Source organism: Bacillus sp. AP50 (assembly GCF_040492675.1).
Classification (GTDB): domain Bacteria; phylum Bacillota; class Bacilli; order Bacillales; family Bacillaceae_G; genus Bacillus_A; species Bacillus_A cereus.
In genome coordinates this window covers 1-17,126 of the sequence record NZ_JBEUTW010000077.1, presented here as the reverse complement: position 1 = coordinate 17,126, position 17,126 = coordinate 1, and the positions used below count along the sequence as shown (strand labels likewise).

The window sequence follows — 17,126 nt, the reverse complement described above, 5'->3', positions numbered from 1 at the left end:
TTTATAACTTTAAATGAATTTTAATTCATAATTTTATATAATAATACAGCTCTCTTTTCTCCTCGTCAATCACTTTATACAAACAAAAAACCAAGCAATCTAATCGATGCTCGGTTCCTCATCTCGTATCGGTAATACTGTTGAATATTTAATTTCACGAAGTGCCAAACTCGTCTGTATACGTGTAATACCAAGCTTATTCAGCTTTCTAATAAACTGCTCTAGTTCTTTACGATCACGATTTGCAACCTTTAATAAATAATCGTACTCTCCTGTTAAACAGTGACATTCTAACACTTCCGGCATCGATTCTAATTCTTTCTCCAACACTTCTAACTTGTCAAATTGATGAATATTCGTACTCATAAAAATAAAGCATAATAAATCAAACCCAAGCTTTTCTTGATTTAAAATCGCAACTTGCTTATCGATGAAACCTTCCCCATCTAACCTTTTTATTCTTGCATGCATCGCAGCCGGTGATAAATTAACGCGACGTGCCAGCTCTGCATTACTTACTTGTGAATCCTTCTGCAATATATCTAAAATTTGTACATCCAAATCATCCAACACTTTAATAACAGACGACTCCATTACAATTCCTCCTTTTTTCTTACCGATGATTATTCGAAAAAACAACTTATAATTTATATAAAACTGAATATCTTTCTGTAAATATCATTTTAAACTAAAGATTTTATCGAGTTTTCACCATTATACAAAATAATATATTACACAATAAAGAAAAATGCTAAAATTATTTACAATTCGTATTGATTACAAAAAAGGGGATTTTATCATGCCTTATTTTTACGTCTTTTTACTATTACTAACGAGCTTATTATGGGGAGGAAATTTCGTCGTTGGAAAATCACTCGTCGATCATGCATCACCGATGACATTGACAAATTTAAGATGGATGATTGCGATTGTTTGTTTATTACCAATGGTATGGCTTAAAGAAAAGAAAATCCTTCCACCACGTACCGCAATAATTCCGTTAATATTAATGGGAATTTCAGGAGTCGCTCTTTTTAACATCTTTCAATTTTTAGCATTAGAAAAAACATCCGCTACGAATGTAGGTCTTATTTCTACATTGAATGCAATTTCAATCGCATTATTTTCAGTATTATTTCTAAAAGAAAAAGTAAATACACTTCAAATCCTATCCATGATTCTTTCATTCTTCGGGGTCATCCTCGTCCTATTAAAAGGTGATTTCTCGCTTTTATTTTCACTACATTTTAATAGCGGTGATTTATGGATGATTGCAGCGGTTTGTATTTGGGGAATCTATTCTGTTTGTAGTAAATGGGCAACAAAAACAACTACACCACTTATGGCAACGTTGTACTCTGGTATTTTCGGCGTTATTTTATTACTACCGTTTAACATAGGTAGCTTCACTGTTTCAAATATAAATACTTCTTTCATCACATCACTTTTATATACTGGGCTTATTTCGACAGTTCTTTGTATGGTATTTTGGAATATTGGCGTACAAAAATTAGGCGCAACTACATCAGGTATTTTTCTAAACTTCAATCCAATTTTCACAGCCATTTTAGCATTCATATTTCTCGGAGAAGAATTAACGTGGATACAAATTTTAGGGACAATTGTCGTTGTAACAGGATGTTATTTATTTTCTCATTTCAAAACTGTTGCCGTTCAGCCAACTAGACCTTTAATACGAAAACATTCTTAATGAAAAAACATCGTCATCTGGGTTGGCGATGTTTTTATTTACTCTTCATTTCTCTTATATACTGCTTTTCCTCTTCTGGCGATAAACGTTCCGTCGCCTTGCCAGTATCTCCACCTTGAAGGCTCCATAAAAAGTTATGCTCCTCAACAGTTTGAGAAAAATCTCCTTTTTCCCACCTATTTATAATAGAAAATAACTTCATTTTATATTGAAAACCTGTACTATTTTCAATATCTCTTTTTACATTAGAAATTTCCTTTTTTGTCATCTCTACAAATCCCCATTTTTCAGAGGATTTTACCTTTTGGTGCACCATTTTATGCATAGTAGAAATAATTTCACCTTCACTAATTTGCGGAGCTTCTTCTGCAGCTTTTTTCTCTTTTTCGTTTGCCGCTCGCTCGGTTTGAATATTTTTATTTTCTTTTTCCACATATGCAAGCAATTTCTTTCCGCCAACTATAGACGAGAAAATTACTATAATTGTAATGCATATACCTACGATCCATTTAAAAAGCATTATCTCTTCATCGCTTCCCTAACAATATGACTATCTACATATTGCTTAAACTTCACGATTTTTCCGTTCTCCAGTTGCCATACATGAACAAATTCTGCTTCAAATGATTTTCCTGTTTCTTTATAAACTCCAGAATACATACCTTCAGCAATAATTACATCTTTTCCGCTTACTTCATGATACATATTTACACTTGCTTTATAATCATCCCATTCTGATCCTAAACGGCTAAATACATTTTTCATTATAGCTTCTACGCCTTTATATGTTCCGCCGTACGGGAAACCTTCTGCCTCTGTCCATTCCACTTTTTCAGAGAGGGCTTCTGCTAAATGCTTTGCATTTGAAGAAGCTGATCCTTCATACGTGCTTTTAATAATTTCTAAATTTGATTTAGGCATATTACTTCCTCCCGTTTATTTATTTTTACACAAGATGTAACTTATATAGTTACATCTTGTGTAAAAAATATTTAAATTGTTTTACTCTTAATCTATTAGTTGTAATCATTATAGTTACAATATTTCTTCAAGTCAACATTTATAAATAAAATTTACTTCGTTTTCATTACTTTCTCTTTTAAGAAACGATCTACATATCCTTCTGCTTTTACTACGAATAAATACGCACCCATTGATAATAATGCAAGATCTAATTCATATCCTGGATTCTTTCCATCTCCTAATAAACCTGCTGCTCCATTTACCTTTACGATAGCTCCAGCTAAAATAAGAGCGAATAACAATCCTACATATCGTACACCTAAACCGATAATTAATAATATACCACCAACTAATTCTACAGTTGCTACGCCGTATGCAAGGCCACCTGGTAAACCGATGCTTGTAAACCATCCTGCTACGTTATCGATACCTGATTGAAACTTTGCTAAACCGTGTGCAAAGAACGTAACTCCTAACACGATACGAATAATTAAATTCCCAATATATTGATTCATTTTGAACTCTCCTTTTTGTTTTGTTATGGTGAACTTTTATTTACAAGTCAAAACAATACGGTATTTTATTTCATTCGTCAAATACTTTTTTAAAGAAAACAAAAAACATTATCCGTTTTACGGATAATGTTTTCTTACAAAATAGCGCTAATTCAAGCTTTTATTCTATCGCATAAAAAAAGTTGAAACATTTTTCCAGCGCCAATATAAGGCAGTAAAGACACGTCCTCTTCTACAACCATTCCAACAACATTCACTTTCTCATCTACAGATAAATCATTTATGGCAACTTGCATCTCCCCTGCATATCTACCATACAATTCATTATCAATTGTAATACTCCCTTTCTTTCTTACAATTGTATGCATCGGCTTTATCACCACTCTATTTCCTTCCCTTGATTCTACAGATCGAATAACATCACGAGCCGGATCTAGTCTATTTGTATGCACTTGCTCTACCAATTTTAATACTTCTTTATCAGTTATAAATGATTTGTAACGCAATGGAATAATCCCTCTACTTGCACTAGCTACTTCTTGCATACTTTTTAAACTTGCGCTTATATCTCCAATCAATACTTTATCAACACCACAATCTTGAACAAGTTCTAAGTACGCTTCAAGTGGGCGCATATTGCGATGTTTTTCTAACGTTGGTAACCCTTCATATAACGGCCCTCGTTTTTCACCATCTCCTGGAATAAATGCCATTGTCTTTATTCCGCACTTCTGTAAATATTGATTTTGTTTTTGTAAGAAAGACTTTGCTAGTCCTGTCTCTGGGCGCGGGTAAAAATTATGCCATGCTTCTACATTCTCTACTCTTATATGTTCTGCAAGTAATTCTTTCCAAAATGATTTTGTAATCGTACTCGCATTTAAAGCTACTTTCATCTTATGAGATACGCTTGCAATTTCTTTTGGCGCAATGCCGTAATCCATTCTTAAACCAGTAATGCCCCAGTTCAATAACTCTTCCACATTTTCATATGTTAGCCCTAAATGGTGTAACGATTTTGGAGAAACATCAACCATTAGCTCCATTTCATGTGCAAGAGCTTGTCTCCCTAATATTTGAATTAACTCTTTATACGTATTTGGATCATCTTCTGGAATGTGCAGTGATGTAAAAATAGATGTAAACCCATTTTCCTTCGCTACTTTTAACCACTCTTCTTGTTTCTCTACTCGTTCTTTTGAAAGATAAATGGAAACTCCGATCATATAAATCTCCCCTTCTATTAATAGAAAAAGAGAAAGGAATCCCTTTCTCTATATGTTTTCTGCCATTTCTTCTTTAAATCCGAAGAAGTACGTAAAGATAAATCCGAAAGCATATGCAATTACTAAACCTAAGAAATATAGTAAATATTTATTGTCAGCAATTAACGGAATTAAAGATAGCCCTGATACGCCAATTCCAAGAGAAGCTGTTTGCATAACTGCTTGGAATGCACCACCGACAGCCGCTCCTAAACAAGCAGTAATAAACGGTTTCCCAAGTGGTAATGTAACCCCGTATAATAGCGGCTCACCAATTCCTAAAAAGCCAACTGGCAATCCACCTTTAATTACATTTCGAAGTCGTTTGTTTTTTGTTTTCACATAAATCGCAATTGCTGCGCCCACTTGGCCAGCACCAGCCATTGCTAGTACTGGTAATAAAGGTGTTACGTGTGTTTGATTAATAAATTCCATATGAATTGGTGTTAAACCGTGATGCAATCCGACCATAACGAGAGGTAAAAATGTTCCCGCAAGTACTGCGCCAGCAAATGCTCCGCCAATATTTAAAATCGCATTAATTCCGCTCGTAATACCATCTGATAAGAAACCTGCTAATGGCTGAATTGCTAACATCGTTACGATACTTACAACTAATACAGTAATGAGTGGTGTCACGATTATATCAACTGCATTCGGCACTGCTTTTCGAACTTGTCTTTCCACTACAACCATAAGCCATGCTGCAAAAATAACTGCGAACAATCCGCCCCGTCCGGGCACTAATGCTTCACCAAACAATTTTACGTTTGCCATCGCCGGATTGAAAATTAAAATACCAGCAATTGCCCCAAGAACCGGTGTCCCGCCGAACTCTTTCGCTGTATTCCAACCAACTAAAATTCCTAAGAATGTAAAGATACCGCCGCCAATGAGTAGTAACATTTGTAACCACGTTGCATTTGGATCAGCACCAGCGTTTTTCGCAAAGTTAGCAACCCCGTTTATAATTCCTGACGCAACAAGACCTGGAATTAATGGGATGAAAATACTTCCTATTTTTCGTAAAAAGTTTTTCACCGGTGTATTATTTTTCTTCTTAATCTCTGATTTCATCTCTTGCCCAATATCTTCAAGGTGATGATCTGCTACCTCACCAATTCGTAGTCCTGTCAAACCTTCCATTTCAGCTGCCACTTTATTTACTGTTCCTGGACCAACGACAACTTGAAGCGTCTCATCTTCTATAACACCCATAACGCCTTCAACTTTTTTCAAAATGTCCATGTTTACTTTACTTTCATCATGAAGCGTTAATCGTAGTCTCGTCATACAATGAGCAATACTACGAATATTTTTTATTCCTCCAAGTTGCTCCGAAATTTCCTTGGCCATTCTCTCTTCTTTCTTCATAATAGAATCCCCCTCCCTATTATTTTATAGTGCTTTCTTCACAAACCCTTTAGCGTATTTTAGTTTCTCCAGTGCTTCCCCATATTCACACTGCAACAACACCATAACAATTGCAGCTTTTACGTTACGTTCTGCCTTTTCATAATACTCTGTCGCTACTTCATAACTAGCGCCTGTTGCTTCCACAATAATTCGTTTTGACCGTTCTACTAACTTTTCATTTGTGGATTGAACATCTACCATTAAGTTTTTATATACTTTTCCTACACCAATCATCGAAGCTGTTGAAATCATATTCAACACTAATTTTTGTGCTGTACCAGCTTTTAAACGCGTTGATCCTGTTAATATTTCTGCACCTGTCTCTACTTCCACATTTAACTTTGCATATTTACTTATTTCAGCATTTTTATTACAAGAAATACTCGCTGTACTCGCTCCTACGCTCTGTGCGTATTTCAAGCCGCCGATTACGTAAGGAGTTCTGCCACTTGCAGCAATTCCAATCACTGTATCTTTCTCATTTAATCCAATACTTTTTAAATCTTCTTCCGCTAACTCTTCGCGATCTTCGGCACCTTCCACCGCTTTAGTAAACGCTTTCAATCCACCTGCTATAAATCCTTGCACCATTTTATCATCCGTGCCAAATGTCGGCGGACATTCCACTGCATCTAGAATACCTAAACGACCACTCGTACCAGCACCAATGTAAATTAAACGTCCCTCTTCTTCAAAAGATTTAATAACAGTCTGTACAACCTTTTCAATTTGTTCTATCTCTTTTTCAACTGCTAACGCAACAGTTCGATCTTCTTCATTCATACTTTGCAACACTTCTTTTATGCTCATCTCATCCAAATTCATTGTTTTCTCATTACGATGTTCTGTCGATAAATTTTCTAACATATTGCCACCCTCTTTGAAATTATATTTCACACTTTTATTATAACTTTAAGAAACTAAAAATCAACGACTCTTTCTTATTTTATGAAATAAAATTTCACAACATGACATATTTTTGTCAAAGATCATAAAGTGAAACTTTAATCAGTGGGGGTTTTGTTCATCCCCACTGATTATTAGCCCGCACCAATCGGGCATTAACGGGCAGTTGATCCCCACCTAACTTTCTTTGCTTCCGCTGAATTTTGAAGTGAGGGTCTTACTGCCCGGCAAATAGGGGGATAAAAAAAGATGAGTCTCCTCATCTTCTCTTCTACTTTAACTTCCGTAACCGCAACGCTTCTTCTCGTGTCTCCATAAATTGATTCAATACTTTATTACCAATTCGATTGAAAGTAATCACATATAAAGCATCGATCATATTCAATTGCGTCATTCTCGAAGCAATACTCGCAATACGATGATCTTGTTCTACATCTGGCATACAAAGGCGAATATCCGCTTCTTTATATAACGGTGATGATTGATCTAGTTTCGTAATTCCAATAACAGTTGCACCTTGTCTCTTTGCATACTGCGCCATTTCAAGCACATCTTTCGTTCGACCAGATGTTGAAATCGCAACAAATATATCGCCTTCTTTTAAATTCGTCACAAGCGGCAGCATCATATGAAAATCAGATAGCATCATCGCTGTAAATCCGAGCCTTGTAAATTTATAAGCTCCGTCCATCGCCGGAGTAGCTGATCCGCCTACTCCATAAAAGATAATTTTATCGGCATTTACAATACGATCTGCAGCTTTTTCAAGTTCTTTTTTATCTATCGCCGTCACGCTCGCCTCAATTGCAGCTTTATTCACATAAGTAACTTTATTAAATAAATCGTACGGTCCATCTTCTGTATTCATCACTGAAAAATCGTTAATATTATAATCAGCAATCGTTAATTCACGAACGAGTGCTATCTTAAATGCTTTAAAGCTCCCAATCCCAATCGACTTACAAAAACGAACGACACTCGCCTCACTTGCGCCTGCATTCGTTGACACTTCTTTCGTCGTTAAGTTCGGAACAATCTCTGCATTCTCCATTATGTACATGGCAACCTTCTTCTCAGCTGGTGAAAATTGATCCATATTACTTTCAATTTTAAATAGTAATGTTGAAGCTTTCACTATTTAACCTCCACTTCTTACGGTTGCGTTCACTTATTTTCTCTTGCTTCAAGAAGGTAATAACCATCATCGCCAGGAGGATGAAACACATTTACAATGCGATTCCCTTTTTGATAAACAGTTCTTTCCCCTTCTGTCCACTTCTTTTCCCAACCGTTCATCCAAATCGCAACATCAGGTAAAAAAGCAGTATATTTCAGCTTCTGACCGTACTCACCATCTGCTTCTTCCGAAAAAATAGAAACCGGAAAATCTTTCACTTTTGATTCTTTCCATGCAGTAAATGGTATACATACTGCAATAAGTACGATTACACCGATAACCTTCTCCTTCGTAATCTTCACACTTCCCTCTCCTTGTCATATCACATACATAGATTTTACCATAATTACAAACCCTTCATGCTATATGATCATTGCTTTTGGGAATAAAAAAAGAGCTTACCTACATCAGATAAGCCCTTCCTCTCTATACAAAATATTTCTTCAAAAGTGGCGGTGTAATAATCGTCGTCAATATAACAACAATAACAATCGCTGTGAAATTTTCTTTCGCTAATAAATTCGCCGTAAGTCCATTTGCAGCGATGATAAGCGCTACTTCACCACGTGATACCATCCCCGCGCCAATACTAATAGAAGATTGGAGATTAAATCCTGTCAGTCTCGCTCCTAAACCTGATCCGATTAACTTTGTGAAAATTGCAATGAGAGTCATAATAATAATGAACCAAAGCTGGCTTCCAATGCCTTGAAATGTAATTTCCATTCCGATACTTACGAAGAATACTGGAACAAATATTGCATAAGCAATCGGTTCAATTTTATGTTCCACCTCATGCTTATACTCTGTTTGAGAAATAGCAATTCCTGCTGCAAATGCTCCAATAATGCCTGCAATTCCCATCATTTCACTGTAATAAGAAAAAGAGAAGCAAATAATAAGAGCCGCGCTAATTAACGCTTCTGTTACACGAAGCGGGACAAGCATTTTCATAATCCAAGGAACGACTTTCCAAGCAATAAAAACAATACTTACAAAGAAAATAATTTTCTTTACAATGACAAGTGTTATATTCACATCTTGTGTTCCTAAAAAACTCATTACAAATGCTAATAAAATAACGACAATGACATCATCAAATACGGCAGCACCTAAAATTGTTGTACTTTCTCTCGTATTCATTTTTCCTAAATCACGTAGCGTCTGCACCGTAATACTAACCGATGTCGCGCAAAGTAATAACCCTAAAAAAATGGCATGGGATTGTATTAATCCAAACAGCAATCCTGTTACATAACCACCGATGAAAGGAAAAATAATTCCACCAGCCGCTACTGCAAATGACGATTTCAAATTCCGATTTAACTCTTCTAAATCCGTTTCAAGTCCCGCCATAAACATAAGCAACAAAACACCAATCTCACTCAGTTCATCAATCAGTTCAGAACTATTAATAATACCGAGTACAGCCGGACCGATAATAATACCGACAATTAACTTACCAAGTACAGAAGGCTGACCAAGTCTCACACTAATGTCACCAGCTAATTTCGTACAAAGTAAAATGACGACAAGTTCAAAATAAAATAACATAGCATCTGCTCCTACTTTAACTTTAATCAGTGGGTCGTTAACCCTCGTCCATTTCTGCAAGTAGTTTCCCCTATTGATCCGCATTTTATTTGTCATATTTTTATTTGACAAAATATTCTGAATTATATTAAGATTAATCCAGCAATTTTAAAAAACTACATACCATAACTGCACCTCCACTTCCTTACTTACTCTTTTTTAATGGGCTCATACTATAGTCGCAGTTATGGAAATGAAAAAACGGGGGGAGAGTCCAAAGTGAAGTCATTATTACGAAAAAAAGCGCTTAGTACTGAATCACCAAAGCAGCTAGATAGAACATTAACTGCACTCGATTTAACGTTTTTAGGAATCGGCGCCGTAATTGGGACAGGGATCTTTGTATTAACAGGTATTGTTGCAGCAAAACATTCTGGTCCTGGTATTATGCTATCATTCCTTATTGCTGCATTTACTTGTGCTTGTGTAGCCTTTTGTTACGCTGAATTTGCTTCTTCTATTCCTGTCTCAGGAAGTGTGTATACTTACGCATATATGACAGTCGGAGAAGTCGTCGCCTTCATCGTCGGATGGTGTTTAATGCTCGAATATTTACTTGCCGTTGCAGCAGTAGCTGTCGGTTGGTCTGGTTATTTACAATCATTACTACAAGGTTTCAATATACACCTGCCCGCCATAATCGCCTCGGCCCCTGGCGTAGGAAAAGGTGGCCTCATCGATTTACCCGCTGTTTGTATTTTACTAATCATTACCGGTCTTTTAAGCTTCGGTATACGCGAAAGCGCTCGCATTAATAATATTATGGTTCTTATCAAGCTAGCAGTTATTATCGCTTTTATCGTAGCAGGCGCAAAATATGTAAAACCTGAAAACTGGACACCGTTCATTCCATTCGGATACGACGGTATTATTACTGGGGCTGCCACTGTGTTCTTCGCCTTCTTAGGATTTGATGCAATCGCAACCGCTGCAGAAGAAACGAAAAAACCGCAGCGTGATTTACCAATTGGTATTATCGGTTCTCTTCTTATTTGTACTGTTTTATATATGATTGTATCTTTCGTTTTAACAGGTATGGTTCCTTATACGCAATTAGACGTTTCTGATCCAGTTGCATTTGCATTGCATTTCGTTGGTGAGGATACAATTGCAGGACTACTCGCTGTTGGAGCGATGACTGGAATGACAACCGTCCTCTTAGTCGTTATGTATGGACAAGTTCGCGTTTCGTATGCAATGAGCCGTGACGGTCTACTTCCAAAAGCGTTAGCACGTGTAAATAAAAGAGTAAAAATCCCTTTATTAAATACGTGGATTACTGGCGTTGTTGCTGCTTTATTAGCAGGCCTTTTAGACTTACATTTGCTAGCGAATTTAGTAAACATCGGCACATTAACAGCCTTTACATTCGTTTGCTGCGCAGTACTTATTTTACGAAAAACACACCCTGATTTAAAACGCGGATTCCGTACACCTTTCGTACCTGTATTACCAGTTGTTGCGATTCTTTGCTGCTTATATTTAATGATCAATTTGTCTAAAACAACATGGATTAGCTTTGCAGTTTGGCTTATAGTCGGCTTATGCTTCTATTTCTTCTACTCTAGAAAGCATAGTCATTTAGCTATTGAAAAAACAAATGATGAACAGAAAAAAGCATAACAAGATAGCTCGCCGATAAAACGGCGAGCTATCTTTCTGTACTATTATATTTTTTCGTTAACGATTGTAAAATGAAAAATATGCCGATGCAAGCTGTAAACCATGCCCAATTTCCTATTGGTGTCGAGTATTTGATCATTCCAATACCCACAAGCACTAAGAAAATAATCACCTGATATATGAGCTTCCACTTTTGCATATATTCCCTCCTTTACTTCGTCCCCTTCTTTTTCTTCTTCCAGGCATTCAAACTATCAAAGAAGAAGTTAATAAATAACGTTCCTAATCCTGCTAATAAAAACGTCATTAAGAATAAAACCCAAATACTTTTATCTTTTAATAAATAATATCCTACAAGGAGCACAACCGCGATCCATACATATTCAAGAATTCTTTTTAGCTTTTTCTGTTCCAAATTATTCGCTCCTTCTTTCTATGCTACTTTTAGTATAACAAAAAAGAAGCCTATCATGATAAGCTTCTTTTCTTCTCTCTTATTTGTTCATACTTTTTTCAACAAGTGAAATCGCATACTCTAATGTACGATTCATCGTTTCTACCTGTGCATCTTTTACTTGCACATCTTGTAATACAGCTTCTGCAACTGTAATTTTTTGTTGCAATGATTTCACTGAACCATCTGTTACATTTACAGCTTGCGCTTTCTTCACTACTGCTTTTGCAGATTCAATATTGATCTGTAATTTTTCTTTCGTTGTTTTTGGTTGTTCTTCTGCCACTTTTGATTGTACGAATGTTACATTAGCTGATTTTAATTCGGTATATGTTTGAATAATTTGTTCCCCAGTACTTCCTACATTTTCAAATGCTTGCTTTGCAATGTTATAGCTTTTCTCTAATTCTTGAAAGGCTTCCTTTGAATATTGACCTGGCTTATCACCAAATTCATACGTACCAGCTAACACTTCTTTTACTTTTCCAAGCTCTTCAAATAACGCATTTACTTGCTCTAACTTCGTACGGTTAGAAAACTCATTGTATGATGCTAATACTTCTGAAGAACTTAAAGCTTTACTATATAATTTTGCTAACGCGATTTGTCCATTTAACGGAATACCACCATTTCCGTTACTATCAGGATCCGCTCCAAATGCAAATGGTACGTTCGGGTTATAAACTTTTCCTTGAGCTGGCTGACTATTTACTTTTTTACCATCTACGTAAATTGCCACTTCGCTTCCGTTATACGTTCCTGTTAAATGATACGTTTTGTTCGCTTCTAATTGAACACCAACACGTTTATAGCTACCTCCAATGTGAGCCCATAATTCAACATATCCACTTCCTGTAGACTCAAATCCAATTCCGCCGCTCTCTGTATTTTGCAAAATACCTTGTCCGCGAGTTTCATTCATTGAAAATACAGTTTCTAATGTAAACGTATTTACTATTTTCTCTTTTTGTGCTGCTGAAAATGGAAGGTATCCAAATGTATTTGCTTTTCCGTTTAACTTCATAACATTCTTCTTCAATGCTTTATCATATTCAATAACCACATTGCCCTTCACATCACCTTTTGTACCAAATGGTGAATTGTCTTTAAATGTACCATCTGCAAAGTTTACATCGAAAACATCAGCTTTTGGTACTTTCACATTCGGGTCAATATTATCTTTTTTCGTAGTAATTTCCGCAGTTAACGGCTGTGCGGTTTCATTGCCAAATGAATCAATCGCAACTACTTCAAGTGTATATGCTTTCCCGCCATCTAACCCTGCAAGCGTAAACGTAAGATCTTTCGGCACTGGATCACGATAAAACTCTGAGAATGCTAACAATTTATTTTTTATTTCACCCGTTTGCTTATCTCTAGCCTGCACACGGTAAGAGTGAACAAGGAGGTTGTCCAATGCTTGCGGGAATGTTACTGTTGCCGCATTTTCTGTTACATTTGATACAGCAAGCTTTGCATCTTTAGCAAAGTAAGGCTTTTCTTTATCACGATCTTCTACATGTGTAAATGTTTCTTTCTTTGCTGGTAATTTAATTTTCCAAGGCTCGCCTGTCCAAGAATTCGTATGGAAATCACGGCGATTAATCGTCACTTCTTCTTCATCTACTTCTACTAATAAACCTTGGCTTAACGTACTAGCTCCTGGCGGGATATTCCCTTGTACTTTACCACCTTCAACTTCCATATAACTTACTGAAGATGTACCAACTGATGTAAAGTCTTTTTGATGTATCGATCTCGGATCATCTAACGGATAATGTGAATGACCTGAAAACGTAATAACTTGTGGATATTCTTTTAACACTGCATTAATTTTTGCGCTATCTTGTGTTCCCCATTCCTGACTACCGTACACTGTATCTTTAATATGTTGATGTAAAAATACAAAAATCGGTTTTTCTGGATCATCTTTTTGTGCTTTTGCCATTTCTTCTTTTAACCAATTAATTTGCTTGTCCGAATAATAACCATGTGTTGTTCCATTCTCTGGAGACATAACAAGGAAGTGATAACCTTTTACCACTTTATGATAATAAATTGATTCCATACCTGTTTTTTCTAAGAAACGCTTCTGTGCACCCTCTACGGATAAACCGTTCCAATAATCATGGTTACCGAGAGAATTCATTCGCACTGCATCTTTATTTGCATTTTCATTATACACTTGCATGAAACGATCATATTGCTGCACTGATCCTGTATCTGTGAAATCACCTACAATAACAAACGCATCTTGCTTTGGTGCTAATGTATTAAACTGTTCAATCGCTCTTTTCCAGCGAAACGTATCATCCGTTCCACTATTTTTAATATGCACATCACTTACAACTGGAAAAACTATCTTCTTCTCACTTAATGCCTTTTCTTGCTTTTTCTCTTCCGCCTTGACTGATGTACTCCACGGAAATGATACGAATGCTAATACAAAAACCATTAATAATCCAATAAGGCCTTTTACTTTTCTTAAAGCATTTCTGTCCACGTGAATCCTCCTCATAATAATTGATTCATTACAAGGGCTATTTTATCTAATATATGTTAATGTCGTTTAAATAACAAATGAACTTTATTAGATTTTTGTAAATATACAGTTAATTAGAAATTAAGTCCAACATTCCTCGTACTATGGTATACAACCACCTTTTGTCTAAAAGAGTCTAATCATTCTTTTCCTATGACCATTTACATATAATCTTTTCTATAACACTAATGATAAGTTAAGGTTTAAGCCTATTAGACAATCTTAATTTTTAATATTTCCTTCTTTTTTTAACACATCGGCCATGCTTTTACATTTAATAGTAATAAAAGACAACTTAAAAGGAGGGGTTGTATTGAAGAACAAAAAAAATATTGGCTGTTTCGCTCCTTTATCTATCATTTGTCCAGACCCTTGTCCACCGCCCCCTCCTCCAAATCCAAATTGTGAACGAGTAACAAATGAATTTGCAGGAAATTTCCTCATAACGAATAACACCATCCCCTCTGTCAAAGATGGATCACAATCAATGATACTGTGGCAAAGTGATGGGATACTACTTATATCAGGTACTGTCTCGGTTTACAATAGTACTAGCAGCACGGAAGCAATTATGATTCAAATTGTTGGAGCAGTAACTAATGTTTTCACTGTGTTTCCTGGTAATACAATATCTTACACAGGAAAAGACTTAGAGTCAGTCAGTATTATCAATATACAAAGTAACCCTTCACTATATTTAGAAGGTAAGTACTGTTGCGAATTTACATGTTGCTTATAGAATACCAATTTCATTGCTTTCTCAATAAAAAAGCATACCATTTACGGTATGCTTTTTTATGAAATCGGATAACGTACAGTAATACAAAACTCTCCTTGATTAACAGTTGTTCCTGTCGTAGTAATTCGAACAGTCGTAAAATATCGGACAGTGAAAGTACCACTACTTTGCGGTTGTACAGTAATTGTATCAATTACTGTAGCTCCAACTAAAAAATCAACTGTAATCGGGTTCGCACCTACATCATATTTCACGTAACCTGAACCATATACTTCTTGCGTGATATTATTTGTATATACAATTTGAGTACCAGCACCTGTAATAGACCAGTCTGTACATACTTGGTCTTGCACAAGTGTTTTATTAGAACAACAAGACAAACTGGAACTTCTCATTCCCATTTCGATCCTCTCCTATTCTGCTATGAAAGTGGATAACGTGTTGTAATACAAAATTCTCCCTGATACGTTCCAGCAGGTGTTGCAGGTAACACAACTTGTATACTATCAAAGCGACGATACGTAAAAGCAATACTCGTTCCTGGGTTTAATGTTTGTGTATCAATTGTACCCCCAGCAGAATCAAGCGCTTCTACAGTAATTGGGCCTGGTCCAACATCATATTTAACAAAACCAGTACCAACTACGTTTTGGTTAATATTATTTGTATAGAGAACATTATCAATTGCTGTTGCAACTACAGTAGCAGACCACGGACTACACACTTTATCTTGCACATAATTTTTATCTGGACAACAAGTTAATGCTGACCCTGAGCACTCACAAGACATAGTTGTTTCCCCTCTCTCTTTTATATTCCCTATATGTGTATGTCCCTCAGAGTCTTTTGCCTGTACTATTCATCTATTTTCAAAAAATATTCAAATGACTAGATAGATTCCGTTTTGTTTCTTTTCTTCATATATTTATAGACAAAGATACTAGCAACGATAAGAATAACGCCGCCTAATATCGGTAGCATATATTGTCCAACAACGTCCGCTGCTTTTTCCCAATGCGGACCTAATTTCATTCCAAAATAAACATACAAAGTCGTTAACGGGAACATTGCTACAAATGTATATATACTAAATTTCCATATGTTCATTTTCGCCATACCACACGGAACAGAAATAAGCGTTCGAACCCCTGGTACAAAGCGTCCAACAAATGCTACAACTGGTCCATATTTCTCAAAGAAATCATCTGCTTTTTGAATTTGTTCTTCTTTAATAAAGAAGTATTTTCCGTATTTTATTAATAGCGGACGACCACCATAATAACCAAGTGCGTATAACGTTAACGGTCCTGTCGTTCCGCCAAGTGTTCCAGCTAATACAGCTAGCCAAAAATTCATATCTCCCTCGTATACCCAATACCCAACCATAGGCAAAACAACTTCTGCCGGAATAAATTCGAACGTTAAAGCCAATACAACTCCAAAATAAGAAAACTGCTTTAAAAACTCGATTATATCTAAAATTATTTGCTCCATATTTTAACTCCTATCCTACGTTTACGTTATGCTTTTCTTGTAATTGAACTGGCGCCATTTTTACAATTCGGTTCAAAATAAATAACACAATTCCAATATCATCTAAAATACCGATAAACGGTAGGAAGTCTGGAATTAAATCAAGCGGCATCGCAACATAACCAACTAAAAAAGCAACAGATAAAATTTTCTTCTTTATTGAAACCTCTTTTGAAGTAAAAAAGTCAAATAGGAATGGAACAAATCGGCGAACATGAAATACAACTCTTAATCTACTAATAAGTTTTTTCATTTTTATATCTCCTCTCTTTGTATACGAAAAGGACCCTACCAAATATGGTAAGGGTCCTCAAAAAGACAGAAAGGGGCCTTTACCATTGCTGGTAAAGGTCTCACTAACAACGAAACGTTGCCAATAAAGCCGAGGGTTTCTCCCTGTAATGACGACTTTACTGTAATAAGTTACTCCCCTTTATACACAATTTTATACACTCACATTAAAATATTTCAGAGGGCTTGTCAATATATTTTATATCCCAATCCCTTTCGTAAAAAACAAAAAACGTATAGGAAATTTCTTACTATCTCATAATATACATAATCATTTTTGAACGAAAGGAGATGTTTCATTTGCATACTGTATGGAAAGGTGCACTTTCACTTGGACTATTAAATATAGGCATCAAACTATATAGTGCCGTAGAAGAAAACGACATAAAATTTTTAAG

Annotated in this window: 21 protein-coding genes and 1 pseudogene; 4 read left to right on the top strand and 18 right to left on the bottom strand. The window is 35.9% G+C overall.

Annotated features, from left to right (window positions below; genetic code table 11):
• Positions 1 to 99 precede the first annotated feature (99 nt).
• Positions 100 to 594 (bottom strand): Lrp/AsnC family transcriptional regulator, encoded by a 495-nt coding sequence (locus ABWK52_RS07530; protein WP_000446088.1) that lies wholly within the window; start codon positions 592 to 594, stop codon positions 100 to 102.
• Between the two features lie 205 nt (positions 595 to 799).
• On the opposite strand from ABWK52_RS07530, the gene ABWK52_RS07525 reads away from it, so the two are divergent.
• Positions 800 to 1,711, top strand: coding sequence for a DMT family transporter (locus tag ABWK52_RS07525; protein ID WP_048567866.1), 912 nt, complete (start codon positions 800 to 802; stop codon positions 1,709 to 1,711).
• 34 nt (positions 1,712 to 1,745) lie between these two features.
• On the opposite strand, the gene ABWK52_RS07520 is transcribed toward ABWK52_RS07525, so the two are convergent.
• From ABWK52_RS07520 to ABWK52_RS07480, 9 genes are all read right to left on the bottom strand, one after another.
• Positions 1,746 to 2,231 (bottom strand): PRK06770 family protein, encoded by a 486-nt coding sequence (locus ABWK52_RS07520; RefSeq protein ID WP_000897980.1) that lies wholly within the window; start codon positions 2,229 to 2,231, stop codon positions 1,746 to 1,748.
• Positions 2,231 to 2,632, bottom strand: a complete 402-nt coding sequence (locus ABWK52_RS07515) for a nuclear transport factor 2 family protein (RefSeq protein WP_098541757.1) — start codon at positions 2,630 to 2,632, stop codon at positions 2,231 to 2,233. Before ABWK52_RS07515 ends, ABWK52_RS07520 begins: the two co-directional genes overlap by 1 nt.
• 152 nt (positions 2,633 to 2,784) lie before the next feature.
• Positions 2,785 to 3,189, bottom strand: a complete 405-nt coding sequence (locus ABWK52_RS07510) for a DoxX family protein (protein ID WP_001077751.1) — start codon at positions 3,187 to 3,189, stop codon at positions 2,785 to 2,787.
• Positions 3,190 to 3,341: 152 nt separating this feature from the next.
• A complete protein-coding gene (locus ABWK52_RS07505; protein ID WP_046392376.1) occupies positions 3,342 to 4,415 on the bottom strand; it encodes a DUF871 domain-containing protein in 1,074 nt (357 codons plus the stop codon).
• A 48-nt stretch (positions 4,416 to 4,463) separates the two neighbouring features.
• Positions 4,464 to 5,828 carry a PTS transporter subunit EIIC gene (locus tag ABWK52_RS07500; protein ID WP_046392375.1) on the bottom strand — a complete coding sequence of 455 codons (1,365 nt, stop codon included), beginning with the start codon at positions 5,826 to 5,828 and terminating at the stop codon, positions 4,464 to 4,466.
• A 24-nt stretch (positions 5,829 to 5,852) separates the two neighbouring features.
• Complete coding sequence (murQ, locus tag ABWK52_RS07495; RefSeq protein ID WP_000892348.1) at positions 5,853 to 6,737, bottom strand: N-acetylmuramic acid 6-phosphate etherase; 885 nt, start codon at positions 6,735 to 6,737, stop codon at positions 5,853 to 5,855.
• Positions 6,738 to 7,047: 310 nt separating this feature from the next.
• A complete protein-coding gene (locus ABWK52_RS07490; protein ID WP_000648164.1) occupies positions 7,048 to 7,911 on the bottom strand; it encodes a MurR/RpiR family transcriptional regulator in 864 nt (287 codons plus the stop codon).
• Positions 7,912 to 7,940: 29 nt separating this feature from the next.
• Positions 7,941 to 8,255: a hypothetical protein gene (locus ABWK52_RS07485; protein WP_000704958.1), complete on the bottom strand. Its 315-nt coding sequence runs from the start codon at positions 8,253 to 8,255 to the stop codon at positions 7,941 to 7,943.
• Positions 8,256 to 8,379: 124 nt separating this feature from the next.
• The gene (locus tag ABWK52_RS07480) at positions 8,380 to 9,603 is read right to left on the bottom strand and encodes a cation:proton antiporter (protein WP_370940894.1); all 1,224 of its coding nucleotides are present in this window, start codon (positions 9,601 to 9,603) and stop codon (positions 8,380 to 8,382) included.
• Positions 9,604 to 9,765: 162 nt separating this feature from the next.
• Here ABWK52_RS07480 and ABWK52_RS07475 point away from each other — a divergent pair, with 162 nt between their 5' ends.
• Entirely contained in the window at positions 9,766 to 11,169 is a 1,404-nt protein-coding gene (locus ABWK52_RS07475) for an amino acid permease (protein ID WP_000838711.1), read from the top strand.
• A 28-nt stretch (positions 11,170 to 11,197) separates the two neighbouring features.
• Here ABWK52_RS07475 and ABWK52_RS07470 read toward each other — a convergent pair whose 3' ends face one another.
• The 4 genes from ABWK52_RS07470 to ABWK52_RS07455 all read right to left on the bottom strand — a co-directional run bounded on the left by ABWK52_RS07470 (position 11,198) and on the right by ABWK52_RS07455 (position 14,636).
• The gene (locus ABWK52_RS07470) at positions 11,198 to 11,368 is read right to left on the bottom strand and encodes a hypothetical protein (protein WP_001174850.1); all 171 of its coding nucleotides are present in this window, start codon (positions 11,366 to 11,368) and stop codon (positions 11,198 to 11,200) included.
• A gap of 12 nt (positions 11,369 to 11,380) precedes the next feature.
• A complete protein-coding gene (locus ABWK52_RS07465) occupies positions 11,381 to 11,584 on the bottom strand; it encodes a hypothetical protein (protein ID WP_000435800.1) in 204 nt (67 codons plus the stop codon).
• Between the two features lie 79 nt (positions 11,585 to 11,663).
• Positions 11,664 to 14,126 (bottom strand): LamG-like jellyroll fold domain-containing protein, encoded by a 2,463-nt coding sequence (locus tag ABWK52_RS07460; protein ID WP_141537377.1) that lies wholly within the window; start codon positions 14,124 to 14,126, stop codon positions 11,664 to 11,666.
• A gap of 261 nt (positions 14,127 to 14,387) precedes the next feature.
• On the bottom strand, positions 14,388 to 14,636 hold the full coding sequence (locus tag ABWK52_RS07455; protein ID WP_065224701.1) for a hypothetical protein: 249 nt from the start codon (positions 14,634 to 14,636) through the stop codon (positions 14,388 to 14,390).
• Here ABWK52_RS07455 and ABWK52_RS07450 point away from each other — a divergent pair.
• A complete protein-coding gene (locus ABWK52_RS07450; RefSeq protein ID WP_240525110.1) occupies positions 14,521 to 14,904 on the top strand; it encodes an S-Ena type endospore appendage in 384 nt (127 codons plus the stop codon). The two genes, ABWK52_RS07455 and ABWK52_RS07450, sit on opposite strands and share 116 nt — an antisense overlap.
• Positions 14,905 to 14,960: 56 nt before the next feature.
• On the opposite strand, the gene ABWK52_RS07445 is transcribed toward ABWK52_RS07450, so the two are convergent.
• The 4 genes from ABWK52_RS07445 to ABWK52_RS07430 form a co-directional block, all read right to left on the bottom strand.
• On the bottom strand, positions 14,961 to 15,305 hold the full coding sequence (locus tag ABWK52_RS07445) for a DUF3992 domain-containing protein (protein ID WP_000525814.1): 345 nt from the start codon (positions 15,303 to 15,305) through the stop codon (positions 14,961 to 14,963).
• A gap of 20 nt (positions 15,306 to 15,325) precedes the next feature.
• Positions 15,326 to 15,694, bottom strand: a complete 369-nt coding sequence (locus tag ABWK52_RS07440; RefSeq protein ID WP_001277540.1) for a DUF3992 domain-containing protein — start codon at positions 15,692 to 15,694, stop codon at positions 15,326 to 15,328.
• A 98-nt stretch (positions 15,695 to 15,792) separates the two neighbouring features.
• A complete protein-coding gene (locus tag ABWK52_RS07435; RefSeq protein WP_000435017.1) occupies positions 15,793 to 16,398 on the bottom strand; it encodes a DedA family protein in 606 nt (201 codons plus the stop codon).
• Between the two features lie 10 nt (positions 16,399 to 16,408).
• Positions 16,409 to 16,690: a YkvA family protein gene (locus ABWK52_RS07430; RefSeq protein ID WP_000733852.1), complete on the bottom strand. Its 282-nt coding sequence runs from the start codon at positions 16,688 to 16,690 to the stop codon at positions 16,409 to 16,411.
• Positions 16,691 to 17,028: 338 nt separating this feature from the next.
• Between ABWK52_RS07430 and ABWK52_RS07425 the strand changes: the two are divergent.
• Positions 17,029 to 17,126, top strand: a pseudogene (locus tag ABWK52_RS07425) (Ku protein); the annotation flags it as partial.